This is a genomic window from Faecalibacterium sp. Marseille-Q4896 (assembly GCF_017377615.1).
Lineage (GTDB): Bacteria > Bacillota > Clostridia > Oscillospirales > Ruminococcaceae > Faecalibacterium > Faecalibacterium taiwanense.
The window spans coordinates 369377-391637 of record NZ_JAFREG010000002.1 but is presented as its reverse complement, the minus strand read 5'-3'; the positions used below and the strand labels follow the sequence as shown (position 1 = coordinate 391637).

Annotated in this window: 22 protein-coding genes and 4 tRNA genes; 22 read left to right on the top strand and 4 right to left on the bottom strand. The window is 59.3% G+C overall.

What is annotated here, in order from left to right; translation table 11 throughout:
- Nucleotides 1-50: 50 nt before the first annotated feature.
- The 5 genes from recA to J3348_RS05715 all read left to right on the top strand — a co-directional run bounded on the left by recA (nt 51) and on the right by J3348_RS05715 (nt 4466).
- On the top strand, nt 51-1232 hold the full coding sequence (recA, locus tag J3348_RS05735; RefSeq protein WP_005937946.1) for a recombinase RecA: 1182 nt from the start codon (nt 51-53) through the stop codon (nt 1230-1232).
- A complete protein-coding gene (locus J3348_RS05730) occupies nt 1233-1742 on the top strand; it encodes a RecX family transcriptional regulator (protein WP_207698536.1) in 510 nt (169 codons plus the stop codon). It abuts the gene before it with no gap.
- Nucleotides 1743-1780: 38 nt separating this feature from the next.
- Nucleotides 1781-3106, top strand: a complete 1326-nt coding sequence (gene rimO / locus J3348_RS05725) for a 30S ribosomal protein S12 methylthiotransferase RimO (RefSeq protein WP_097774406.1) — start codon at nt 1781-1783, stop codon at nt 3104-3106.
- Nucleotides 3107-3124: 18 nt separating this feature from the next.
- Nucleotides 3125-3739: a CDP-diacylglycerol--glycerol-3-phosphate 3-phosphatidyltransferase gene (pgsA, locus tag J3348_RS05720; RefSeq protein WP_120079786.1), complete on the top strand. Its 615-nt coding sequence runs from the start codon at nt 3125-3127 to the stop codon at nt 3737-3739.
- A 79-nt stretch (nt 3740-3818) separates the two neighbouring features.
- Complete coding sequence (locus tag J3348_RS05715; protein ID WP_120079788.1) at nt 3819-4466, top strand: hypothetical protein; 648 nt, start codon at nt 3819-3821, stop codon at nt 4464-4466.
- Between the two features lie 272 nt (nt 4467-4738).
- Here J3348_RS05715 and J3348_RS05710 read toward each other — a convergent pair whose 3' ends face one another.
- The gene (locus tag J3348_RS05710) at nt 4739-5896 is read right to left on the bottom strand and encodes a trigger factor (RefSeq protein ID WP_242702885.1); all 1158 of its coding nucleotides are present in this window, start codon (nt 5894-5896) and stop codon (nt 4739-4741) included.
- Nucleotides 5897-6250: 354 nt separating this feature from the next.
- Between J3348_RS05710 and J3348_RS05705 the strand changes: the two genes are divergently transcribed.
- The 8 genes from J3348_RS05705 (at nt 6251) to J3348_RS05670 (ending at nt 15593) form a co-directional block, all read left to right on the top strand.
- On the top strand, nt 6251-7423 hold the full coding sequence (locus J3348_RS05705) for a malic enzyme-like NAD(P)-binding protein (protein WP_207698535.1): 1173 nt from the start codon (nt 6251-6253) through the stop codon (nt 7421-7423).
- A gap of 15 nt (nt 7424-7438) precedes the next feature.
- The gene (locus J3348_RS05700) at nt 7439-8278 is read left to right on the top strand and encodes a fumarate hydratase (RefSeq protein WP_005937916.1); all 840 of its coding nucleotides are present in this window, start codon (nt 7439-7441) and stop codon (nt 8276-8278) included.
- A gap of 12 nt (nt 8279-8290) precedes the next feature.
- Nucleotides 8291-8845, top strand: coding sequence for a Fe-S-containing hydro-lyase (locus J3348_RS05695; RefSeq protein ID WP_207698534.1), 555 nt, complete (start codon nt 8291-8293; stop codon nt 8843-8845).
- Nucleotides 8846-9031: 186 nt separating this feature from the next.
- On the top strand, nt 9032-9424 hold the full coding sequence (locus J3348_RS05690) for a metal-dependent transcriptional regulator (RefSeq protein ID WP_097774413.1): 393 nt from the start codon (nt 9032-9034) through the stop codon (nt 9422-9424).
- 161 nt (nt 9425-9585) lie between these two features.
- Complete coding sequence (locus tag J3348_RS05685) at nt 9586-12888, top strand: DEAD/DEAH box helicase (protein WP_207698533.1); 3303 nt, start codon at nt 9586-9588, stop codon at nt 12886-12888.
- A gap of 15 nt (nt 12889-12903) precedes the next feature.
- Nucleotides 12904-13893, top strand: coding sequence for a dipeptidase (locus J3348_RS05680; RefSeq protein ID WP_207698532.1), 990 nt, complete (start codon nt 12904-12906; stop codon nt 13891-13893).
- Nucleotides 13894-13915: 22 nt separating this feature from the next.
- Nucleotides 13916-14767, top strand: a complete 852-nt coding sequence (locus J3348_RS05675; protein ID WP_120020870.1) for a serine hydrolase — start codon at nt 13916-13918, stop codon at nt 14765-14767.
- A gap of 52 nt (nt 14768-14819) precedes the next feature.
- Nucleotides 14820-15593 carry a TSUP family transporter gene (locus tag J3348_RS05670; protein ID WP_207698531.1) on the top strand — a complete coding sequence of 258 codons (774 nt, stop codon included), beginning with the start codon at nt 14820-14822 and terminating at the stop codon, nt 15591-15593.
- A 154-nt stretch (nt 15594-15747) separates the two neighbouring features.
- Here the strand turns inward: J3348_RS05670 and J3348_RS05665 are convergent, their stop codons facing one another.
- Nucleotides 15748-16605 (bottom strand): DegV family protein, encoded by an 858-nt coding sequence (locus J3348_RS05665; RefSeq protein WP_044953264.1) that lies wholly within the window; start codon nt 16603-16605, stop codon nt 15748-15750.
- Nucleotides 16606-16815: 210 nt separating this feature from the next.
- On the opposite strand from J3348_RS05665, the gene J3348_RS05660 reads away from it, so the two are divergent.
- The 8 genes from J3348_RS05660 (at nt 16816) to J3348_RS05625 (ending at nt 21053) form a co-directional block, all read left to right on the top strand.
- The gene (locus tag J3348_RS05660) at nt 16816-17205 is read left to right on the top strand and encodes a CPBP family intramembrane glutamic endopeptidase (RefSeq protein ID WP_207698530.1); all 390 of its coding nucleotides are present in this window, start codon (nt 16816-16818) and stop codon (nt 17203-17205) included.
- Between the two features lie 10 nt (nt 17206-17215).
- Nucleotides 17216-17698, top strand: coding sequence for a nucleoside deaminase (locus tag J3348_RS05655; protein WP_005937887.1), 483 nt, complete (start codon nt 17216-17218; stop codon nt 17696-17698).
- Complete coding sequence (locus tag J3348_RS05650) at nt 17695-17880, top strand: hypothetical protein (RefSeq protein WP_143405584.1); 186 nt, start codon at nt 17695-17697, stop codon at nt 17878-17880. Before J3348_RS05655 ends, J3348_RS05650 begins: the two co-directional genes overlap by 4 nt.
- 81 nt (nt 17881-17961) lie before the next feature.
- Nucleotides 17962-18921 carry a 3-oxoacyl-ACP reductase FabG gene (fabG, locus tag J3348_RS05645; RefSeq protein ID WP_173012890.1) on the top strand — a complete coding sequence of 320 codons (960 nt, stop codon included), beginning with the start codon at nt 17962-17964 and terminating at the stop codon, nt 18919-18921.
- Between the two features lie 70 nt (nt 18922-18991).
- Nucleotides 18992-20368 (top strand): sigma-70 family RNA polymerase sigma factor, encoded by a 1377-nt coding sequence (locus tag J3348_RS05640; protein WP_005937878.1) that lies wholly within the window; start codon nt 18992-18994, stop codon nt 20366-20368.
- Between the two features lie 240 nt (nt 20369-20608).
- Nucleotides 20609-20684, top strand: a tRNA-Thr gene (locus J3348_RS05635).
- Between the two features lie 213 nt (nt 20685-20897).
- A tRNA-Asp gene (locus J3348_RS05630) sits at nt 20898-20974 on the top strand.
- 3 nt (nt 20975-20977) lie between these two features.
- Nucleotides 20978-21053 (top strand) — tRNA-Thr (locus J3348_RS05625).
- 132 nt (nt 21054-21185) lie between these two features.
- On the opposite strand, the gene J3348_RS05620 is transcribed toward J3348_RS05625, so the two are convergent.
- Nucleotides 21186-21261, bottom strand: a tRNA-Trp gene (locus J3348_RS05620).
- Between the two features lie 70 nt (nt 21262-21331).
- On the bottom strand, nt 21332-21790 hold the full coding sequence (locus J3348_RS05615; RefSeq protein WP_005937871.1) for an Rrf2 family transcriptional regulator: 459 nt from the start codon (nt 21788-21790) through the stop codon (nt 21332-21334).
- Between the two features lie 129 nt (nt 21791-21919).
- Here J3348_RS05615 and J3348_RS05610 point away from each other — a divergent pair, with 129 nt between their 5' ends.
- A complete protein-coding gene (locus J3348_RS05610; protein WP_005937868.1) occupies nt 21920-22243 on the top strand; it encodes a rhodanese-like domain-containing protein in 324 nt (107 codons plus the stop codon).
- Nucleotides 22244-22261: the final 18 nt, after the last annotated feature.

Genomic DNA, 22261 nt, shown 5'->3' with positions numbered 1-22261 from the left:
ACGGACAGCCCGCGCACGGCGGGCAGCAGGAAGAAAAGGAGCAGCACGCTATGGCAAAAAATCAGAACAACAACACCGTTGCCCCGGCGACCAAAAAGACCGAGCCGGAGGCCAAAAAGGATGCGCTGGCCACTGCGCTGGCCCAGATCGAAAAGCAGTTCGGCAAGGGTGCCGTGATGAAGCTGGGTGATAACGCCTCCATGCAGGTGGATGCCATTTCCACCGGCAGTCTGGGTCTGGATCTGGCTCTGGGCGTGGGCGGTGTGCCCCGCGGCCGCATCATTGAGGTGTACGGCCCGGAATCCAGTGGTAAGACCACGCTGGCTCTGCACATTCTGGCCGAAGCCCAGAAGCAGGGCGGCGAAGTGGCTTTCATTGACGTGGAGCACGCACTGGACCCCACCTATGCCGAAGCGCTGGGCGTGGATATCAACAATCTGCTGGTCAGCCAGCCGGACACCGGCGAGCAGGCCATGGAAATCTGCGAAGCACTGGTGCGCTCCGGTGCCATCGATGCCATCGTGGTGGACTCGGTTGCCGCCATGGTGCCGAGGGCTGAGATCGAGGGCGAAATGGGCGACAGCCATGTGGGCCTGCAGGCCCGCCTGATGAGTCAGGCCATGCGCAAGCTGACTTCGGTCATCGGCAAGACCAACACGGTCTGCGTCTTCATCAACCAGCTGCGTGAAAAAGTGGGCGTGATGTACGGCAACCCGGAGGTCACCACAGGCGGCCGCGCCCTGAAATATTACGCCTCGGTGCGCATCGACATCCGCCGCGTGGAGGGCCTGAAGGACTCTTCCGGCCAGTTCATCGGCAACCACACCCGCGCCAAGATCGTCAAGAACAAGGTGGCACCTCCGTTCCGTGAGGCAGAGTTCGATATCATGTTCGGCGAGGGCATTTCCAAGATGAGCGAACTCATTGATGTGGGCGTGAAGCTGGGCATCGTGCAGAAGAGCGGCGCATGGTTCAACTATGGCGATATCCGTCTGGGTCAGGGCCGTGACAACGCAAAGCAGTTCCTGAAGGACAATCCCGAGATCGCAAACGACATCGAGGGCCAGATCCGCGCCAATGCCGATAAGCTGTATGCATCCCGCCGCCCGGCAGGCAAGGGCGCTGCGGCCAAGGCCGAAGAACCCGCCAAGGCTGCAGATGCCAAGGAGCCGGTGGTCAAGGCTCCTGCCCGCAGCAGCGAGAGCGAACTGGATATCATGGTGGAGGACTAAATGTCCTTTTATAAACGCCGCCGCCCGAAGCCGGAAGAAGAAAAGTGCGCCGACCCGGCCAAGGCCCGCGCCCGCGCACTGGATGCGCTGGCCTCGCGCGAGATGTCCTCGGCACAGCTGTATGAACGGCTGTGCTATGGCTTTACCGAGCAGGCTGCAGCGGCTGCTGTGGCTGAGATGGTGGAGCTGGATTACGTAAACGATGACCGCTATGCCGAAGCCCGGGCACACAGCCTGCTTGCCGCCCGCAAGAGCCGCCGTGCGGCGGCCCAGAACCTGCGGCAGAAGGGCCTTTCCGGCGCGCAGATCGAGCAGGCGCTGGAAAGCGTCTATGCCCCGGACGTAGACGGCGAAAGCCCGGAGCTGGAAGCTGCCGCCGCTCTGGTGCGCAGCCGCTACATGAAAAAGCTGGCCGATGGCCGCCGCGACCTTGTGGTGGCCGCCCTGCAGCGCCGCGGCTTTGCGTATTCGGTCATAAAAGAAGCGATAAAAAGAGCGGAAGAAGAATAAAAAGCACCCCTCAAAAGAGAAAGAGAGTATCATCCCCTATGAAAATTGCGTGTATTTCCCTTGGCTGCCCCAAGAATCAGGTCGATCTGGATGTGATGGTGCACATCCTGCTGTCTGCCGGCCACGAGACCGTGGCCGATTTGGCCGAAGCAGATGTGATCCTTGTGAACACCTGCGGCTTCATCGAGAGCGCCAAGACCGAAGCCATTGAAAACATTCTGGAAGCCTGCTCCTACAAGCAGCAGAACCCGGAGCTGAAGGTCATCGTCACCGGCTGTCTTGCCGAGCGCTACCGCAGCCAGATCGAGGAAGAGATCCCCGAGGTGGACGCGGTGGTGGGCTGTGCCTCCAACAAGGCCATCGACACCATCGTGGCCCGCCTGTTCCATGGTGAGGATCATCTGGAAAGCTACGGTGCCAAAAAGGACTTTCCGCTGGGCGGCAAGCGTGTCATCGGCACGCCTGCCCACTATGCGTACTTAAAGATCGCTGAAGGCTGCAACAACCGCTGCCACTACTGCGCCATCCCCGGCATCCGCGGCCCGCTGCACAGCCGCGATATGGCCGACTGCGTGGCCGAAGCCCGCTGGCTGGCCGGTGAGGGCGTGAAAGAGCTGATCGTGGTCGCACAGGACCCCACCGCTTACGGCGAGGACTGGGGCAAGCCCGGCAGCATCTGCGAGCTGCTGGATAAGCTGAACAAGGTGCCGGGCCTCGAGTGGATCCGCATTATGTACGCTTACCCGGAGCGCATCACGGATGAGTTCATTGCCGCCATGAAGCGCAATGAGAAGGTGGTGCCCTACCTCGATCTGCCCATCCAGCACTGCAATGACACCATCCTCAAGAATATGAACCGCCGCTCCAACCGCGCCGAGCTGCTGGAGGTGATCGGCAAGCTGCGCCGCGAGATCCCCGGCATCACCCTGCGCACCACTCTGATCGCAGGCTTCCCCGGCGAGACCGAGGAGCAGTTCGAGGATCTGTGCAATTTTGTCAAGGAAGTAAAGTTTGACCGTCTGGGCTGCTTTGCCTACTCTGCCGAGGAGAACACCGTTGCTGCCAAGATGGACGGCCAGATCGATCAGGAGACCAAGGACAAGCGCGCCGAACTGGTGATGCAGATCCAGACCGGCATCATGGCCCAGAAGCAGGCCGAAAAGGTGGGCCAGACCGTGCATGTGCTTTGCGACGGCATCGACGAGGAGAGCGGCCTGTATCTGTGCCGCACTACCGGCGATGCTCCTGAGGTGGACGGCAATGTGTGTGTTTCCAGCGAGGAGCCGCTGTACCCCGGCCAGTTCTACGATGTTCTGGTGGACGACAGCGACCTTTACGATCTGTATGGTACTGTTGCAAAATAACAAATTGGAGGAATCTGTATGAATCTGCCCAATAAACTCACTTTGACCCGCATCCTGCTGGTGCCGGTGTTCATGGTCTTTGTGTCCCTCACCAGCCTGAGCGGCATCGCGGCTGGCTCCTTCCAGCCGACGTATTACCTGATCGCAGGCATCGTCTTTGCTGTTGCCAGCTTTACTGATTTTCTGGACGGCCATCTGGCCCGCAAGTGGAACATGGTAACGGACTTCGGCAAGTTTGCCGACCCGCTGGCCGACAAACTGCTCACCACTGTGGCCTTCATTTACATGATGCGGGACGGCGTATGCAGCCCGGTGGTGCTGTGCATCATTCTGGCCCGCGAGTTTGCCGTGTCCGGTCTGCGCATGGTGGCCGCCGGTGCCAAGGACGGCAAGGTGATCGCCGCCAACATGTGGGGCAAGGTGAAGACCGTGCTGCAGATGCTGAGCATCATCTTCTACTTCTTCGGCATGTCCATTGCAAGCATGTCTGCTTCCGGTACGGAGCAGGGCGTGCGGCAGATCATGGTGGTCAGCATCTCCATGGTGCTGTGCTGGCTGGTGGCTGCCGTGACGGCCATTTCCGGCATCAAGTACCTGTGGGACAACCGTAGCTTCATCAACACCGCAAAATAAAGCGTTTTTTGAAAAAGGGCAGGGAGACCTGCCCTTTTTCAAATTTTCGAGGAAATATTACAAGACGGAAAGGCTTTCCATGAAAAAATTTGCTGATACAGTGCGCCGCCTGCTCTCCATCGCACTGAACCTGTTCATCGTCTGGGCGGAGCCCATTGCCCTGCCCATGAGCTGGGATTGGGGCAAAGAGCAGATGTTCATTTTTTACACCGAGGATTCCAACATCCTTTCGGCCTGCATCTGCGCCATGGTGGCGGTGGGCCAGCTGGTGTGCATCTTTACCGGCAGGGAACTGCCGCGCTGGCTGCACACCCTCAAGTACATTGCCACCTGCTGCCTGACCATGACCTTTCTCACGGTGGTGTTCGTGCTGGGTCCCATGTATGAGGACGGCAACGGCTGGTACATCATGCTGTGCACCAGCTCCATGTTGTACCATCATCTGCTCAACCCGCTGGCGGCCATCTTCTCCTTTGTGCTTCTGGAGCGCTCACCGCACCTGCCCCGCAGTACGGTCAAGTGGGCGCTGCTGCCCACGGTGCTGTACGGCGGCATCATTTTGTGGCTGAACATCCAGCGCGTGGTAGATGGGCCATATCCCTTCATGAAGGTGTATGACCAGAGCGTGCAGGCATCGGTGCTGTGGTGCATCGCCATCCTGCTGATGAATTACTTCTATGCATGGCTGCTCTGGAAGCTGAACGGCGGGAAGAAAGAAAAAGCCTGACGATTTGAAATGCCCTCCGCTTCGCTCTGGGCATAAATAGCGGAAATACTATTTTTTATTAGAGCAATACCGGACAGACTGCGGTCTGTCCGGTATTGCATTTTTCACAGAAGGGGCCGCAAAGAAAAACAGCATCTGAAAGCTCCGGCCCTTCCTGTGAAAAAGCAGCTCCGAAAAGCCCGCAGGCTTTTCGGAGCTGCAAATTAAAGATAAATTATCCTCTGAATATGCCCAGAGCAAAGCGGAGGGCATTCTAAATGGTTCTTGTGTTTTTACGCTACGGTGGAATTCTCTTCCAGCCAGTCCAGCACACAGGACTGCAGGGCGTTCAGGTGCGCACGGTTCTCACCGTAGGTGTCGGCATAGGTGCTCTCGGCATCGTCCAGCTCTTCCTGCGTGGGAGCAAGGCTCTTGGTCTCGGCCACGGCCTGAAGGATCAGGTCCTGCTTTGCCAGATGCTCAAAGTAAGCGTCGGATGCGGCCAGCATGGCATCGGCATCGGTGTAGCCCTGCGTCTGGGCAAAAGCATTCAGATCCATGCCGTAGGCGGTGGCGTACTGGTTGTAGTAGTTCAGGAACATGCGGATGTAATAGCTGGTGATCTCGCTGGGCAGCTCCTTGAAGGTGGAGTTCGACATCAGGTAGTCCACGATGGCGTTCTCATAGTTGGTGGCATACAGCGCATCGTTAAGGTAGCTGCGCAACTGGTCGGCGGTGTGCAGATCATCGCTGATGCCAAAGTTGGAGTCCACCCACTCGTCGGTCAGCTCGGGGGTCACGCTTTCGGAAATGGAGTTCAGGGTCACGCTGAACACGGCTTCCTTGCCGCTGAGGGTGATCGTGTTGCCCTCGGCATCGGTGGAATCGCCGTAGCCGTCCGGGAAGGTGACGGTCACATCAAAGGTATCGCCCACATTGTGGCCGATGATCTGGTCCTCAAAGCCATCGATGAAGGAACCGCTGCCAAGGGTCAGGTCGTAGCCGGTGGCAGTGCCGCCGGTAAAGGCCACGCCGTCCACGGTGCCGGTGTAATCGATGTTGGCAACATCTCCGCTCTGGGCGGCACGGCCGGTAACGGGCTGGGAAGAGGTGTACTGGTTCAGCAGGTTGTCCACCTGCTGCTGCAGTTCATCTTCGGTGGGGGTCAGGTCGTTCTCCTTCAGGGCGATGGAGCCGAAGTCCTCCGGCAGGGTCACATAGTCCAGCGCTTTGATGCCGCTCCAATAGCCGTTTTCGTCCAGACCATCGCTGTAATCAAAGGCCTTGTAGTCGAAGTCGGCAACAGAGCCAAACTGCGAGACGGATGCGGCAGCCGAAGAAGCGCTGTCGGTCTGCTTGTGCTTTGTCAGCATGAAACAGGCAAAAATGACGCACACCGCTGCGGCGATGGCCAGCAGGATGCACAGGAGTTTTTTGGTGTTGTTTTTCAAAAGAAATACCTCCATAAAAATCGGCCTGATGCACAGCAAAAGACCGGTACAGGCAGAACAGATACTCATTTATTATATACGTTCTGACGGCAAAAGGAAAGTTCTTTGCAAAATTTCCACAAATCCTGCGGTGGGTTTGTATCACTTTTGCCCGTCTACAGGCGCAAAAGTGACCAAAACCGGTGGAAATGGGCGGGCGGTTCTGTTACAATAAAAATAAGTGAGCCTTCCCGGGAACATAAGGCCCCTCCCTGAGGGGGCTGTCGAGCGTATGCGAGACTGGAGGAGTTCCTCCTTCCGTCATCGCTGTGCAATGGAGAGGGCGAGGAAGGTAAGATATTGGAGGAAATTCAAATGGATTACAATAAAGCTGCTCTGGAAATGCACGAGACCCACAAGGGCAAGGTGGGCATCGTAAGCAAGGTGGAGGTCGCCACCCGCGATGACCTGTCCACCGCCTACACTCCCGGTGTGGCCGAACCCTGCCGCAAGATCAAGGAAAACCCCGACGACGTGTATAAGTACACCTTCAAGGGCAACATGGTGGCTGTCGTTTCCAACGGCACGGCTGTGCTGGGCTTGGGCGATATCGGCCCGGAAGCCGGTCTGCCGGTCATGGAGGGCAAGGCGGTGCTGTTCAAGGAGTTCGGCGGCGTGGATGCCTTCCCCATCTGCATCGATGCCCACGACGCTGCCAGCGTCATTGCTGCCTGCAAGGCCATTGCGCCCACCTTTGGCGGCATCAATCTGGAGGACATCAAGAGCCCCGAGTGCTTTGAGATCGAAGAAACACTGGAGCGTGAGCTGGACATCCCTGTGTTCCACGATGACCAGCACGGCACTGCTATCGTCGTTACTGCTGCCCTCATCAACGCCCTGCGTGTGGTGGGCAAGAAGATGGAAGATGTGCACATCGTGCTGAACGGCCCCGGTGCTGCCGGTACTGCCATCATCAAGATGCTCATGACCGCCGGTGCAAAGGACATCATTGCAGTGGACCAGTTCGGCACCCTGTACAAGGGCTGCAACAGCGCCGAAGCCCACAAGAACTGGCTGGGTGAGGTGACCAATCCCCGTCAGGTCAAGGGCGGCCTGAAGGAAGCACTGGAAGGTGCCGATGTGTTCATCGGCGTTTCCAAGCCCGGCATCCTGACCACGGAGCTGTGCAGGACCATGAACAAGGATGCCATCGTTTTTGCCATGGCCAACCCCACCCCGGAGATCATGCCGGACGAGGCCAAGGCCGGCGGCGTGCGGGTGATGGCCACCGGCCGCAGCGACTTCCCCAATCAGGTGAACAACGTGCTGTGCTTCCCCGGCCTGTTCAAGGGCGCACTGAGCGTCCGCGCCCGTGACATCAACAATGAGATGAAGCTGGCCGCCGCCTACGCCATCGCCGACCTCATCACCGATGCCGACCGCAGCGAGGAGAACATCATCCCCGGCGCGTTCGACCCCCGCGTGGCCGAAGCTGTGGCAAATGCCGTGGCAAAGGCTGCCCGCGAGACCGGCGTTGCCCGTCTGTAAGCGGAGGAAGCGTTTATGAGAACCATTTCCGCACAGGAGATCACGGATACCGTTGCACGGCTGTGCATCGAAGCCAACACCCGCCTGCCGCAGGACGTGCAGGCGGCGCTGGACAAGGCCCGGCAGGAAGAGCCGTGGCCGCTGGCAAAGAGCACTCTCGACCTTTTGTGGTCGAACCTTTCCGCCGCAAAAGAAGAAAACCTGCCCATCTGTCAGGATACCGGCATGGCCTGCGTGTTTGTGGAGCTTGGCACCGATGTGCACATTGACGGCAGCTTTGAAGCTGCCATCCATGAGGGTGTGCGCCGGGGTTACACCGACGGCTACCTGCGCAAGAGCATCGTGGCAGACCCTTTGCGCCGGGGCAATACCGGCGACAACACCCCGGCGGCCATCACAGTGCATCTGGTGGATGGCGAGGGCTGCCGCATCACGGTGGCACCCAAGGGCTTTGGCAGCGAGAACATGAGCCAGATCAAAATGCTCAAGCCCGCCGACGGCGTGGAGGGCTTCAAAAAGTTCGTGCTGGACACGGTGAAGCTGGCAGGCTCCAACCCCTGCCCGCCCATCGTGCTGGGCATCGGCGTGGGCGGCAGCTTTGACAAGGTGGCGTATCTGGCAAAGAAGGCCCTGCTGCGTCCGCTGGATGTGCCAAACCCGGACCCCTATTACGCACAGCTGGAGCAGGAGCTGCTTGCCGCCATCAACGAGCTGGGCATCGGCCCGCAGGGCTTTGGCGGCAGGACCACCTGTCTGGGCCTTGCCATTGAGCAGATGCCTACCCATGTGGCGGGCCTGCCTGCGGCGGTGAATGTTTCCTGCCATGTGACCCGCCGTGCAAGCGCGGAACTGTAAGGAGGGGCAAAGATGGAATACAGACTGACGACTCCCTGCACGGCCGAGGACCTTGCCCCGCTCAAGGCGGGCGACACCGTGCTACTTTCCGGTGTGGTGTACACCGCCCGGGATCAGGCTCACAAGCGCATGACCGAAGCGCTGGAAAAAGGCGAACCGCTGCCCTTTGATCTGACCGGCAGCGCCATCTACTACGTTGGCCCCACGCCGGAACGCCCGGGCCAGGTGATCGGCTCGGCGGGCCCCACCACCAGCGGCCGCATGGATGCCATGAGCCCGCGCCTGCTGGACCTTGGCAATAAGATCATGATCGGCAAGGGCAAGCGGGACGATACTGTAAAGGCTGCTGTGGTGCGCAACGGGGCTGTGTATCTGGCAGCGCTTGGCGGGGCCGGTGCGCTGATGGCAAAAAGTGTGCAGACGCTGGAAGTGATCGCATGGCCGGACCTTGGCTGTGAAGCCGTGCGCCGCCTGACTGTGAAGGATATGCCGCTGACGGTGATCCTGGATGCCCACGGCGGCGACCTGTACCAGTCCGGCCCGGCGGCATATCTGGAAGCAAAATAATTTATCGCCTTTGCACAAAACGCGGCCGACTAAAAACCGGCAAAACAGCAGATTTGCGCAGGATAAATTTGGTTTGTTTTAACAAACTTCCGCGAATTGCTTGCACATCGGCAAAAAGTGTGATATCTTGTACTATATGAAACCGTGGTGCTTTGCATCCCGGCACAGACAGGAGGCAAACATACCATGCAGATCCACCAATCCGCAGAAGATTATCTTGAAACGATCCTGATGCTGAGTCAGCGTATGGGCAAAGTGCGCTCCATTGACGTTGTCAATGAGCTGGGCTTTACCAAAGCCAGCGTCAGCATTGCCATGAAGAAGCTGCGCGAGAACGGCTATATCGCGGTGGACGGCGAGGGCAACCTGACCCTGCTGGCACCGGGCCGCGAGATCGCGGAGCGCATCTATAGCCGTCACCGTCTGCTGACCCACTTCTTTATGCAGCTGGGCGTGGACGAAAAGACCGCCGCCGAAGATGCCTGCAAGGCAGAGCATATCCTCAGTGAGCAGACGCTGGAAAAGATCCGTGAGCGCGCCATTGAGACGGATGCTGAGCTTGGCAAGACTGTCAAGTGATCCCCGCAGCATTCCAAGATCGTAAAATGATCCCGTTCCTGAAAAGGAGCGGGATTTTTTTGTATGGAAATTGGGCGGCAGATCCCTCTTGCATCCGGGGTGCGGGTGCGGTATTCTTATAAGATAAGAAGGTTTTACAGCCAAACCGGGAGGAAACAGCCATGGATGCAGACGAGATCCGCACGCTTTTGGGCGATAACATTTTTGAGCGGGCTAAGAAATACCGCAAGCGCATCCAGCAGAGCACCTGCACCGTGAACGAGGACGGCGTGCGGCATATTTCGGCCATGGTACAGGGCAGCGGCGGCAGCTATTACTATACGCAGGCATGGCTGCGGGAGAACGGCAGCTTTGTCAGTGCGTCCTGCAGCTGCCCGTATAACCAGAACGGCGAGGGCACCTACTGCAAGCATATCGGCGCATTGCTGCTGGACGATGCCGAAAAGAATGCCCCTGCACCGGCGGCAAAGCCGGATGCGATTCCCGGTGTTGTGCGCGGCGCGGCGGGCCTTGCCCCGGAACCGGCCCGGCGGGACAGCTATGCCTCCGGGCTGGAAATGCTGTTTGGCAAAAAGTGGCACGGCGAAACGCCGGTGTCGGATCACGAGGCCCGCAGGCTGCTGGATACCTACAAGGAAGCAGCCCTTGAAAACCTTGGCGTGGACGAGACCGCCCAGCGCACCGGCTTTGCCCATCTGGAACCGGAGCTGACCCTCGTGCCCGGCGCACAGCCATGGCTGCGGCTGCGCATCTCGGACGGCGGGCGGCAGTATGTGGTAAAAAGCATCCCGAACCTGATGGAAGCCGTCGAGATGGGCAAAAGCGTCAGCTACGGCAAGGCACTGGCTTTTGTGCACCGGTGGGATGCCTTTGATGAAGAGTCCCGTGCGCTTTTGCAGCTGCTGCGCCGTCAGGTGAACGCAAGGCAGAGCATGGACAAAGCCGCCGTGCGGGTGTACGGCGGGGCCGAACAAGGCCCGGCGGGAGGCATGATCCTGACCGGCGAGATCTTTGATGACCTTGTGCAGCTGTACGAGCATACCGGTTTTTTGGGCGGGTACGAGCTGCGGGAAGGTCTGCCCGTCATTACCATGACCGTGGAGCGCCGCCGCGGCGGTGTGCAGGTGGAAGGCGAACCCGCACTTTCCGCTGTGCAGGGCCTTGACTATGATTACCTGTTCAGCGAGGATACGCTCTGGCGGCTGCAGCGGCCCGGGTGCACCCGCATCCTGCCCGCATTGCAGGCGCTGGGCGGCAAAAGCCTGTTCTTTACCAGCGCAGATGCCACGGCCTTTTGCAGCTATGTGCTGCCGGAGCTGGGCAGCAAGCTGAACATCGTGGACCCGGAACGTCTGCTGCTGAACCAGATCCCGCTGGAACCGGTGGTGCAGTTCTATCTGGACGCACCGGACAGCTTCCGCATCGAAGCACACGCGGAGTTTTTGTACGGGGAGGATAAGGTCACGCCGTTCGTGCCGTCTCCGGCAGGGCTTTTGCGGGATGTGCGCGCCGAGAGCCGGGCAAAGCGGCTGCTGGCCTCTTATCTGCAGCCCGGTGTGGGCGGCAGAGAGGAAGTGTACGGCACCGCTGACGAGGACGAGATCTACCGCATGTTGGAGGAGGGCGTGCCGGCCCTGCTGGCCGAGGGTGAAGTATACCTGACGGATGCCTTCCGCAGCCTGCAGGCCGCGCCGCCTCGCATCACGGTGGGCGTTTCGGTGCACGGCAGTGTGCTGGATCTGGAAGTGGATACCGGCGAGTTCCCGGTGGCAGAGCTGAAAGACCTGCTGCGCTCCCTGCACCAGAAAAAGCGCTACCACCGCCTGCGGGACGGCCGTCTGCTGCGGCTGGACGACAGTCTGGAAGGACTGGACGAACTGAACGATACACTGGAACTTTCCGGGGCCAAGCTCAAGAGCGGCCACGCCGAGCTGCCGCTCTACCGTGCACCCAGTCTCGACTGGGCACTCTCGGGCCAGAACGGCCTGCGTTTCAACCGCGACGATGCGTTCCGCCGCATCAGCCGCAGCTTTCACGCCGTGAAGGACAGCGAGTATACTCCGCCGGAAAGCCTGCACAATGTGCTGCGCAAGTACCAGCGGGATGGCTACCGCTGGCTGCGCACGCTGGACGGCTACGGCATGGGCGGCATTCTGGCCGACGATATGGGCCTTGGCAAGACCGTGCAGGTGCTCAGCTACCTGCTGGCCATGAAGGAAAGCGGCCAGCGCCTGCCCAGCCTCATCGTCTGCCCGGCATCGCTGGTGCTCAACTGGCAGGAGGAATGCCAGAAGTTCACGCCGCAGCTTTCCTGCGTGGCTGTGGACGGTGACGCTGCTCACCGGGCAGAGCTGGCAAAGCAGTGGGCGGAAGCCGACCTTGTGGTGACCAGCTATGACCTGATGCGCCGGGACGAGGAGCTTTACAGCGGGCAGCAATTCTACGCCTGCATTCTGGACGAAGCGCAGGCCATCAAGAACCACACGACCCAAAAGTACAAGGCGGTGTGCGGGGTGAACAGCAAAGTGCGGTTTGCCCTTACCGGTACCCCGGTGGAGAACCGCTTGGGCGAATTGTGGAGCATCTTCTCCTTCCTGATGCCGGGGTATCTGCCACCCTACAAGACCTTCTGCGCCCGGTTTGAAAAGCCTATCGTGCAGGAGGACGACAAAGACGCACTGCGCCGTTTGAACCAACTCACCGGGCCGTTCATCCTGCGGCGCATGAAGTCCGAGGTGCTCAAAGAGCTGCCCCCCAAGACCGAGAATCTCCACCGTATCGAGCTGGACGAGCAGCAACGCAAGCTCTACCTTGCCGCTGTGGTGGACGCGCGGGAAAAGCTGCGCGCTGCAAAGCCGGAGGATAAAATGGCGGTGTTCGCAGTGCTCATGCGCCTGCGGGAGATCTGCTGCGACCCGCGCCTTGTGGCAGACAACTGGGACGGCGGCAGTGCCAAGCTGGATGCCTGCATGGAGCTGGTGACGGCTGCTGTGGAGGGCGGACACCGCATCCTGCTGTTCAGCCAGTTCACCTCCATGCTGGAACTGCTGGCAAAACGGCTGGACGAAGCGGGCGTGAGCCACTTTACCCTGCAGGGCTCCACCCCAAAGCCGGTGCGTGCAGAGCTTGTGCGCCGGTTCAACAGCGGCGAAGCGGATGTATTCCTCATCTCGCTGCGGGCGGGCGGCACCGGCCTGAACCTGACGGCGGCAGATATCGTCATCCACTACGACCCGTGGTGGAACGTGGCTGCGCAGAATCAGGCCACCGACCGCGCCTACCGCATCGGCCAGCGCAATCCGGTGCAGGTGTACAAGCTCATTGCGCAGGACACCATTGAAGAAAAGATCGTGGAGCTGCAGCAGGCAAAGCAGGACCTTGCCGAGACGGTCACCGGCTCGGCAGACGGAGCAATCCTGTCCATGAAACCAGAGGAATTGCTGCAGCTGCTGCAAGAGGAATAAAGAGGAGAAAACATCATGAAAGTCTGGGATCTGCACTGCGATACCCTCAGCGAGCTGCGCAAAGCCGAACATGCGGGCCGGCCCAAGAGCTTCGCGCAGAACGATCTGCATATCGACCTTGAAAAATTACAGAAAGGCGACTATCTGCTGCAGTGCTTTGCAGCATTCGTCAATCTGGGTGACAAAACGCCCGGAGCGGACCCGCTGGTGACAGCGCTGGAAGAGATCGACCAGTTCAAGCGCATCATGGCGGCATACCCGGAAAAAATTGCTCCGGTGTACACGGCGGCGGACATCCGCCGGAATGCTGCGGCGGGAAAGATCAGCGGGATGCTCACCATCGAGGAAGGCGCCTGCTGCAAGGGCAGCGTGGGGGTGCTGCGCCGGATGTATGAGCTGGGCGTGCGCATGATGACCCTGACATGGAACCACGAAAACGAGCTGGCAAGCCCGCAGCGGAACCCCGGCGGGGTGCTGGTGCCCCAGACCGAAAAGGGCCTGACCGGGAAGGGCTTTGAATTTCTGGCCGAGATGGAACGGATGCACATGATCGTGGATGTGAGCCACCTTTCGGACAAGGGCTTCTGGGATATCGTGGAGCACGGCACCCGGCCTTTTGCGGCCAGCCACTCCAACTGCCGCGCACTGGCACCCCACACCCGCAACCTGACCGATGAGATGATCCGCGCCCTTTCGGAGCGCGGCGGCATTGCGGGCCTGAACTACTATGCGCCCTTTCTGGACACCGACCCCACCCACCCGGAAAACTGCCGCAGCACGGTGGAGATGATCGCAAAGCATGCAGCCCACTATAAGCAGGTAGGCGGTGCGCAGATGATTGCCCTTGGCAGCGATTTTGATGGCATCGATGGCCCTCACCAGCTGGAAAATGCTGCCTTCCTGCCGCTGCTGGCGGATGCCCTGCGCAAAGAGGGCTTTACCGAGGACGAGGTGGAAGGCATCTACTACCGCAATGCCATGCGCTTTTTTGAGGAGAACCTGTAATAACAACGGAGAATATGCCGATATGGATAAAAACATGACGCTGGAAAAACGCATTGCTGCGGAGCTGTACTGCTATCAGGGCAAAATGAGCGTGTTCGTGGACGACCTGCAGGGCCATACCGTGGAGGTGGGCGCGGACGAAGAATTTGAGACGGCATCCACCATCAAGGCGTTCATTCTCGCTGCATTGTATTTGCAGGCGCAGCGCGGCAAAGCAGACCTTGCCGAAGAGATCACCTATGAGCAGAGCCAGTTCGTGGACGGCAGCGGTATGCTGCGCGCGCTGGGCGTGGGCGCAAAGCTCAAGGTGAAGGACACCGCCACCATGATGATTATTTGCTCGGACAACATCGCCACCAATATGATTATCGACTATCTGGGACTGGATACCATCAACGCCTGCATCCGGGAGCTGGGCTTTGCGCATACTGTGCTGCACAATCCGCTGCACTTTGACCGCTACCGCCGGCTTGGCACCACCACGCCGCGCGACTACGCGGCGCTGTTCGCCCGCATTGCAAAAGGGGAGCTGGTCAGCCGGGAAGCCAGCGCGGAGATGCTTTCCATCCTGCGCCAGCAGCACTACAACACCATGCTGACCCACGATTTTCCCCAGTACTATCTGGACTGCGAGGAGACCGGCGCGCCGGAGCTGATCTGGGTGGCCAGCAAGAGCGGCAGCATGAACGCCTGCCGCAACGACGGCGGCATTGTCCACACCCCCTACGGCGAGTATGTCATCGTGCTGATGAACAAGGATTTTCACGATATCATCGAGTACAATGAACACCCCGCCATGGTGTACGGTGCCCGCGTCTCGCGGATGATCCTGGATCAGGTGCTGGCCTGTGAGGGCCGACTGTCCCTGTCCTGAGACGCACGTTCTCCCAAAGAACAAAATTGGAAAAATAAAAGGAATTATAACAATGGGTATCACGCTCTCGCCATGGATGATGGCGTTTCTCGTTCTGATGACGGGCTTTGCAGGCTTTGTGGATTCGGCAGCCGGAGGCGGCGGTCTTATCAGCCTGCCGGCCTATCTGTTTGCCGGGCTTCCGCCCCACTACACCTATGCTACCAACAAATTCAGCGCCGCCTGCGGCACCACTTTTGCCACAGTCAACTTTTTCAAAAACGGTGCAATGAACCTGAAGGTGGGCATCCTTGCAGCCATTGGCAGCTTTGCGGGCAGTGCACTGGGGGCACATATCGTGCTGCTGCTCAGCGATGAGCTGCTGCGCACCATGATGTTCCTCATCCTGCCAGTGGCGGCGGTGGTCATTTTGTGGCAGCGCGACCTGCCGGACCAGAACCGGGACGACGGCACCCTGAACCTGAAAAAGATCCTGCTGGCGCTGGGCATCGGCTTGGGCATCGGACTGTACGACGGCATCGTGGGCCCGGGCACCGGCACCTTTGCCATCATTGCCTTTACCACCCTGATGGGCTTTGACTTGCGCACCGCCAACGGCAACGGCAAGGTGCTGAATCTTGCCAGTAACTACGCCAGCCTGTTCACCTATCTGATGAACGGTCTGGTGGTGTTCCACATCGGCATCCCCTGCGCCGTCAGCAACATTCTGGGCAACCTGCTGGGGTCCCATTTCGCCCTGAAAAAGGGTGCGCGCTTTATCCGTCCCATGATGCTGGTGGTGTTGGTGCTGCTGTTGGGCAAGCTCATCTCGGACGCAGTGCTGTGAGCGCCGGGCGCGCCAGAGGCTCCCTCTCCGAGGAAGCTGGCAAAACCGTCAGGTTTTGACTGAGGGAGTTTGCGCCCGTTTCCCGCTGCAAAAAAAAGCCGGGCAGCCCGCAGGCTGCCCGACTTTGCTCGGATGATCTTTTTTCGGTGGTCGCTTATTCCAGCACCAGCCCTTTGTCAAAGAATGCCAGACCAAATGCACCGGGGCCTGCGTGGGTGCCGATAACGCAGCCGATCTGGCGCACCAGCGGTTCGCCCATGTGCAGATTTTCACGGAAGTAGTTCTCGATGGGCTGCACTTCCCGCAGGCTGGAAGAATAACCGGCAACAGCGGCAAAGTCCGGGCTGATGCCGCCCAGCTCTTCGATCTTCTTGAACAGGGCCACATAGGCACCGGGCAGGCCGCGGGCCTTACCGGCCATGGCTACCTTACCGTCCTTGATGGTGATGAGGGGCTTGATGCCCAGCATCCCGCCCGCGACGGCCACAGCGGCAGGCAGACGGCCGCCCTTGCGCAGATACTTCAGATCGTCGATTGCGGCAACCAGATGCAGATGCTCCTTGGCGTGCTCCAGATCGGTGGCGATCTGCACCAGCGTCTTGCCTGCGTCACGCAGCTGCACGGCCAGACGCACCAGCAGCGATTCGCCCAGACACACGGTGGCACTGTCCACAAACAGCACGTTGTCTACATTGGCGAGGTCTGCGGCCAGCTTTGCGCACTGCCATGTGCCGGACAGCTCGTGGGACAGGAAGATGCCCAGCACTTCGTCCCCGGCGGCAGCGGCTTCCAGATAGAACTTCTCGAACAGCTCCGGGCTGGGCTGGCTGGTGGTGGGAAGCTTGCGGCAGCTGGCCAGATGGGCATAGTACTCGGTGGGGGTCATGTCGATGCCATCCCGCAGGATGCTGCCATCCTCCAGCGTCACGTTCAGAGGGATCACGGTCACGCCCAGCTGCTCGGCTTCGGCGGGCAGGATGTCGGACGCAGAATCGGTGAGAATACGGATCATAAAATACCTCCGGATTTCCGGTAAAAACAAATTCAAGTCATGTTTCCCGACGCTTTATAATAAAACGTCGGGAAACATTATACCAGAATCCACAGGGAAAAGTCAATTACCTGAGCGAAAATTGCTTCGTTCCAGCGCAAAATACTTGCGTAAAAGCCGCTGCTTATGATAAGATAGGCGCTGAGAACCGCACGGCAGGGAGGGCAGGCCATGGAGCAAAAGGCAAAAACAAGGGCGCTGCTGGCTGCGTTCGGCTGCGCACTGACCTACCTGCTGGCAGGCAAAGCGCTGGCATTTTTGCCTGCCCCGGCGTGGGATGTGCGGGCGCTGAGTTTTGTGCACCACTGCATCGCTGCACCTGTCGTGGAGGAACTGGTGTTCCGCGGGGCCATCCAGCAGCTGGCGCAGCCCTTGGGCAGATGGCAGGCCGCGGCGCTGCAGGCGGTACTGTTTGCGGTGCAGCACGGCACCCCGGCGGGCATGGCGTGGGCGCTTGGCTGCGGCCTTGTGCTGGGCGCACTTCGTGAACGCACCGGCAGGGTATGGCCGGGGATGCTTTTGCATACATTGAATAATCTGCTGGTTTTTGCAGCAGGATAAAGGGGAACCTATGACCGATTCTGAACTGATGGGCCTTGCGCTGGAAGAAGCCCGCAAGGCGGCTGCACTGGGCGAGGTGCCGGTGGGGGCCGTGGTGGCCCGCAACGGCGAGGTGGTAGCTGCCGCCCACAACACCCGCGAGACCGAAAAAAACGCACTGCATCATGCAGAGCTGCTGGCCATTGATGCCGCCTGCAAAAAGCTGGGCGGCTGGCGGCTGTGGGAGTGCGAGCTGTTCGTCACGCTGGAGCCGTGCCCCATGTGCGCCGGGGCCATCATCAACAGCCGCATCCGGCGGGTGGTATACGGCGCGGCAGACACCAAGGCGGGCTGCTGCGGCAGTGTGACCGACCTGTTTGCAATGCCCTTCAACCACCACCCGGTGGTGGAGCAGGGGCTGCGCGCAGAGGAAGCACAGGAGCTGCTGCAGGCGTTTTTCAAGGATCTGCGGGCACGGCTTGCGGCCCGGCCGAAGTGGAAACCGCCTGTATGACCGGCATGGAATATGAAGAAACCGTAAAAAAGTGGAAGCTGCGTGAAAAAGTAGGCGGCTTCCACTTTCTTTTTTCGGCAAATTGTGCTATATTATTTAATGGTGTTTTGTCGAAACCCATCTTATGCAGCTGTCTGCCGCGCCGAGCACCGGACTTTGACCGGATAAGAAATGGACGCTGAACGGACGGCGATGGGCCGCACAGACATCTCCTGCACGGCATACCTTTGCAGCGCAGAGATCACGACAGGAGGACTATACTCTTGTACGAAGATGAATTTGAACTGACGTTCAATCTGTCGGGTGAGGAGCCGCAGCCGGAACAGGCTGCACAGGAGCCGCCCGTACCGCCAAAGCCAAAGGCGGCAGCACCCGTGGTGGACGAACCCACCCGGGTGATGGTGCTGGAAAAGCCCCAGCCTGCGCCGCAGCCGGAAATGCCGGAGCCTGTGCAGGAAGAGCCAGAGAAAACACCTGCACCTACCGTGCAGGCAGCAGCCAATGGCCGCTGTGTGCTGATCTCCGGCGGCGACCGCGGCATTGGTGCCGCTGCGGCCCGGGCGTTCTATGCGGCGGGCTACCGCGTGGCAGTGCTGTACCACAGCAATGCCAAAGCCGCTGCAGAGCTGGAAAAACAGCTGCCCGGCATCACCGCCGTGCAGTGCGATGTGGCGTCCCGTGCCAGCTGCGAGCTTGCGTTCCGCACCGCAGAACAGGCACTGGGCCGTGTGGATGTGCTGGTGAGCAATGCGGGCATCGCCCAGCAGAAGCTGTTCACCGACATCACCCCGGAAGAGTGGCAGCATATGCTGGACGTGAACCTGACCGGTGCGTTCCACCTGTGTCAGCTGGCGCTGCCGGGTATGATCCGCCGCAAGGCCGGACGCATCCTGACCGTGAGCAGCATGTGGGGCCAGACCGGCGGCAGCTGCGAGGTGCATTACTCTGCAGCAAAGGCAGGCCTGATCGGCCTGACCAAGGCTTTGGCCAAAGAAGAAGGCCCAAGCGGCATCACAGTGAACTGTGTTGCGCCCGGGGTCATTGATACCGATATGATGGCAGCATTCACCGCCGAGGATAAGGCCGCGCTGGCCGAAGAGACCCCTGTGGGCCGTCTTGGCAGCGCAGACGAAGTGGCGCAGCTGCTGGTGTTCCTTGCCGGCGAGGGTGCGGGCTACATCACCGGTCAGGTGTTCGGCGTGAACGGAGGACTTGTGATCTGATGCGCAGGAACACTTTATTACAGGATTTCCCCCGGCGGGAGCATCCCCGGAGCAAGAAGGAGAGAGCAAAATGGGCATGACTTTAAAGGAACTGTTGACGAAAGGCGAAGGCACCATTTCGGCCAAGGAGGCCAAGGCGCTGGCTGCACAGTGCAGAATGGATGAGGAAACGCTCTACACCCTTCTGGAAGAACGCGGCATCAAGGTTCTGGAAGAGGATGCAGAGCCTACGCTGGATGTGGACAGCATCATGGCCGAGGTCGAGAATGCCGAGAACAACAACGATGATATGGGCATCAGCGAGGACGAGGAAGAGCAGAGCGAGGAGAACCCTGCAGACCTGAAGGCTGCCATGGACGAACTGCTGGACGACCCCGTTAAGAACTACCTCAAGCAGATCGGTCAGATCCCGCTTCTGAGCGCGGAGCAGGAGGTGGAGCTGAGCCGCCGCATCCATGCCGGTGCCGAGGCGGCGCACATCCTGCAGGCCGACCGCCAGAAGTACGGCGGGCCGGAGTACATCAAAAAGAACAGCGCCCGTTTCTCGTTTGAAGAGGATGAGAACAGCCGCAGCTATACCGAAGATCTGGACGAGGAGGGCAACGAGAAGCCCAGCGAGGATGCCGAGGAAAAGGCTGCCGAAGAGGAAGCTATGGAGGCTGTGGAGAACGGCCCCCTGAGCGACGAAAAGCGCGCTGAGCTGCTCAAGACCCGCCGCGATGGCCTGAACGCCCGCCGCAGCCTGAGCGAAGCGAACCTGCGTCTGGTGGTGTCCATTGCCAAAAAGCATGTGGGCCACAATCTGGCATTCCTGGATCTGATCCAGGAGGGCAACATCGGCCTGATCAAGGCTGCCGAGAAGTTCGACTGTGACCGCGGCTTCCGCTTCTCCACCTATGCAACCTGGTGGATCCGTCAGGCCATCACCCGTGCCATTGCGGATCAGGCCCGTACCATCCGCATTCCGGTGCACATGGTGGAGACCATCAACCGGATGCGTCAGGCCACCAACCAGCTGGTGTACCAGAACGGCCACGAGCCGACCCCGGAAGAGTTGGCAAAGGCTATGGATATGAGCGTGGAGCGTGTGCGCGAGATCCAGCGCATGGCACAGGAGCCGGCAAGTCTGGAAAGCCCCGTGGGTGAGGAAGAAGATTCCTCTCTGGGCGATTTCGTCGCAGACGAAAACGCCGAAGCCCCCGGCAAGGCCGCAGACCGCGCCATGGTGGCACAGCAGATCAATCTGGCTCTCAAGAGCCTGACCCCTCGTGAAGAGAAGGTCATCCGCCTGCGCTTTGGTCTGGACGATGGCCGTCCCCGTACGCTGGAAGAGGTTGGCCGTGACTTTGGCGTTACCCGTGAGCGTGTGCGCCAGATCGAGGCAAAGGCGATCCGCAAGCTGCACAGCCGCAAGTGCCTGTCCCTGCTGAACGGCCTGATCGAGTGATAAAGTAAGACTCCTTCAGTCATCGCTGCGCGATGCCAGCTCCCTCAGAGAGGGAGCCCTTGGCAAAACCGGAAAGTTGTCCGTACTGCCAAAGGCCCCATCTCCGAGGGGGCTGTCTGCGTAAGCAGACTGGGGGAGTTTTTTCGTAAAAAACGACTTTTTTGCAAAAATCCAGATTTTTTTGCAAAAACCTCTTGCCAAACGGTGGAAACTGTGGTATTATAACTGAGCTGTGATTGCGCTGCTATAGCTCAGTTGGTAGAGCGCATCCTTGGTAAGGATGAGGTCTCCAGTTCGAATCTGGATAGCAGCTCCAGCTCAGATGCCCTGAAGTCGAAAGATTTCGGGGCGTTTTTCTTTGTGTAGATCGTTTCTGCTGTGCGGGTCCGGAACAGGGCAGAGCGGGCTTTGAACTGCTCTTTCAGGCTTTTTTGCGTTTTTCGTAAATTCATGCTTGACAAGCGGACGCTTTTTCGATATAATAAAGCACGTTCCGGCGGTAAGCGCCGCGCGAAACTTGAGCGATCATGGCCCGGTAGCTCAGTTGGTTAGAGCACCAGCCTGTCACGCTGGGGGTCGTCGGTTCGAGCCCGATCCGGGTCGCCATTTGCTGCTATAGCTCAGTTGGTAGAGCGCATCCTTGGTAAGGATGAGGTCTCCAGTTCGAATCTGGATAGCAGCTCCACAGCAGACACCTCGAAGCCTTAGGACTTCGGGGTGTTTTTTTGTTGTATGACTGCAAAAGCGGGCTGACGGAGTGTGGATTGCTTTGAGTACAAAAACAAAACGCACAGGCTCCGAAGAACCTGTGCGTTTATGGCAGGGGTAGTAAGTTTCGAACTCACGGCACGCGGTTTTGGAGACCGCTGCTCTACCAGCTGAGCTATACCCCTATAGGCATTCGCTGAATGCTTTGTTATTATAGCCGATGCAAAGGCGAATGTCAAGCATTTCTTTCAAGATTCAGGCATTTTTCGTGCCGCAGCTGCAACAGCCTTCTTTTTTATCGGATGCAGGCAGCTGGCTGGAAAGCTGTTCCAGCGTTACGCTGTCGATATACTGGTTGATCACCTCATCAAGGCCGGTCCAGAAGGGCAGGGTGAAGCACTGCTCCCACATGGGGCACTCGTTGGTCTCGCTGCCAAGGCAGGGAATGGGTGCCACGCTGCCCTCAATGGCGCGCAGGATCTCGCCGGCGGTGTAGTCGGCAGGGGCTTTGGTCAGGCGGTAGCCGCCCTGACTGCCGCGCTCGCTTTTTACAAGGCCCACACGGGCCAGCGGGGTCACGATCTGCTCCAAATATTTCAGGCTCAGGTTCTGCCGCTCACTGATCTCCTTCAGGCTCACGGTGGTGCCCGGCGCATAACGTGCCAGCTCGGCCATCAGGCGCAGGGCATAACGGCTTTTGGTCGAAAATTTCATGGCGATCCTCTCCTTATTGCTTCCTATAGTATAGCACGTTGCTCGGATTTTGCAAAGGTATCCTCTTGTGCAAACAAAAAAGGTCTGTTATCATAGGATGGATAAAAGGATACTATAAGGAGTGAGAGTATGAGTGAGAAGATCACGGCTGCCGATGCCATCCGTCTGCTGGATGCACACGAGGCGGCTGCTGTAGATGTCCGGGAGCCGGACGAGTTTGCCGTGGGCCACATCCCCGGCGCAAAGCTGCTGCCGCTGGGTCAGGTGCTGAGCCGTGCGGCTGAGGTGCTGCCGGATAAGAACGCTGTATGGCTGGTCTACTGCCGCACCGGCCGCCGCAGTGCCGATGCCGTGCGCAAGCTGGAAAGCCTTGGCTACACCCGCCTGTACGATCTGGGCGGCATCCTGAGCTGGCCCTATGAGATCGAGGGCGACTTTGAAGGGCATTTTTAAAAAGAAAGAAGGATAACT

Excerpts from the sequence above, each read along its gene's own strand:
- J3348_RS05660 (WP_207698530.1), top strand. The coding sequence starts at position 16,816 with ATGGAGCAAAAGGCAAAAACAAGGGCGCTGCTGGCTGCGTTCGGCTGC.
- J3348_RS05715 (WP_120079788.1), top strand. The coding sequence starts at position 3,819 with ATGAAAAAATTTGCTGATACAGTGCGCCGCCTGCTCTCCATCGCACTG.
- J3348_RS05650 (WP_143405584.1), top strand. The coding sequence starts at position 17,695 with ATGACCGGCATGGAATATGAAGAAACCGTAAAAAAGTGGAAGCTGCGT.
- J3348_RS05615 (WP_005937871.1), bottom strand. The coding sequence starts at position 21,790 with ATGAAATTTTCGACCAAAAGCCGTTATGCCCTGCGCCTGATGGCCGAG.
- J3348_RS05610 (WP_005937868.1), top strand. The coding sequence starts at position 21,920 with ATGAGTGAGAAGATCACGGCTGCCGATGCCATCCGTCTGCTGGATGCA.
- J3348_RS05670 (WP_207698531.1), top strand. The coding sequence starts at position 14,820 with ATGGGTATCACGCTCTCGCCATGGATGATGGCGTTTCTCGTTCTGATG.
- rimO (WP_097774406.1), top strand. The coding sequence starts at position 1,781 with ATGAAAATTGCGTGTATTTCCCTTGGCTGCCCCAAGAATCAGGTCGAT.
- J3348_RS05690 (WP_097774413.1), top strand. The coding sequence starts at position 9,032 with ATGCAGATCCACCAATCCGCAGAAGATTATCTTGAAACGATCCTGATG.
- J3348_RS05700 (WP_005937916.1), top strand. The coding sequence starts at position 7,439 with ATGAGAACCATTTCCGCACAGGAGATCACGGATACCGTTGCACGGCTG.
- J3348_RS05695 (WP_207698534.1), top strand. The coding sequence starts at position 8,291 with ATGGAATACAGACTGACGACTCCCTGCACGGCCGAGGACCTTGCCCCG.
- recA (WP_005937946.1), top strand. The coding sequence starts at position 51 with ATGGCAAAAAATCAGAACAACAACACCGTTGCCCCGGCGACCAAAAAG.
- pgsA (WP_120079786.1), top strand. The coding sequence starts at position 3,125 with ATGAATCTGCCCAATAAACTCACTTTGACCCGCATCCTGCTGGTGCCG.
- J3348_RS05640 (WP_005937878.1), top strand. The coding sequence starts at position 18,992 with ATGGGCATGACTTTAAAGGAACTGTTGACGAAAGGCGAAGGCACCATT.
- J3348_RS05705 (WP_207698535.1), top strand. The coding sequence starts at position 6,251 with ATGGATTACAATAAAGCTGCTCTGGAAATGCACGAGACCCACAAGGGC.
- J3348_RS05685 (WP_207698533.1), top strand. The coding sequence starts at position 9,586 with ATGGATGCAGACGAGATCCGCACGCTTTTGGGCGATAACATTTTTGAG.
- J3348_RS05730 (WP_207698536.1), top strand. The coding sequence starts at position 1,233 with ATGTCCTTTTATAAACGCCGCCGCCCGAAGCCGGAAGAAGAAAAGTGC.
- J3348_RS05665 (WP_044953264.1), bottom strand. The coding sequence starts at position 16,605 with ATGATCCGTATTCTCACCGATTCTGCGTCCGACATCCTGCCCGCCGAA.
- J3348_RS05675 (WP_120020870.1), top strand. The coding sequence starts at position 13,916 with ATGGATAAAAACATGACGCTGGAAAAACGCATTGCTGCGGAGCTGTAC.
- J3348_RS05680 (WP_207698532.1), top strand. The coding sequence starts at position 12,904 with ATGAAAGTCTGGGATCTGCACTGCGATACCCTCAGCGAGCTGCGCAAA.
- J3348_RS05655 (WP_005937887.1), top strand. The coding sequence starts at position 17,216 with ATGACCGATTCTGAACTGATGGGCCTTGCGCTGGAAGAAGCCCGCAAG.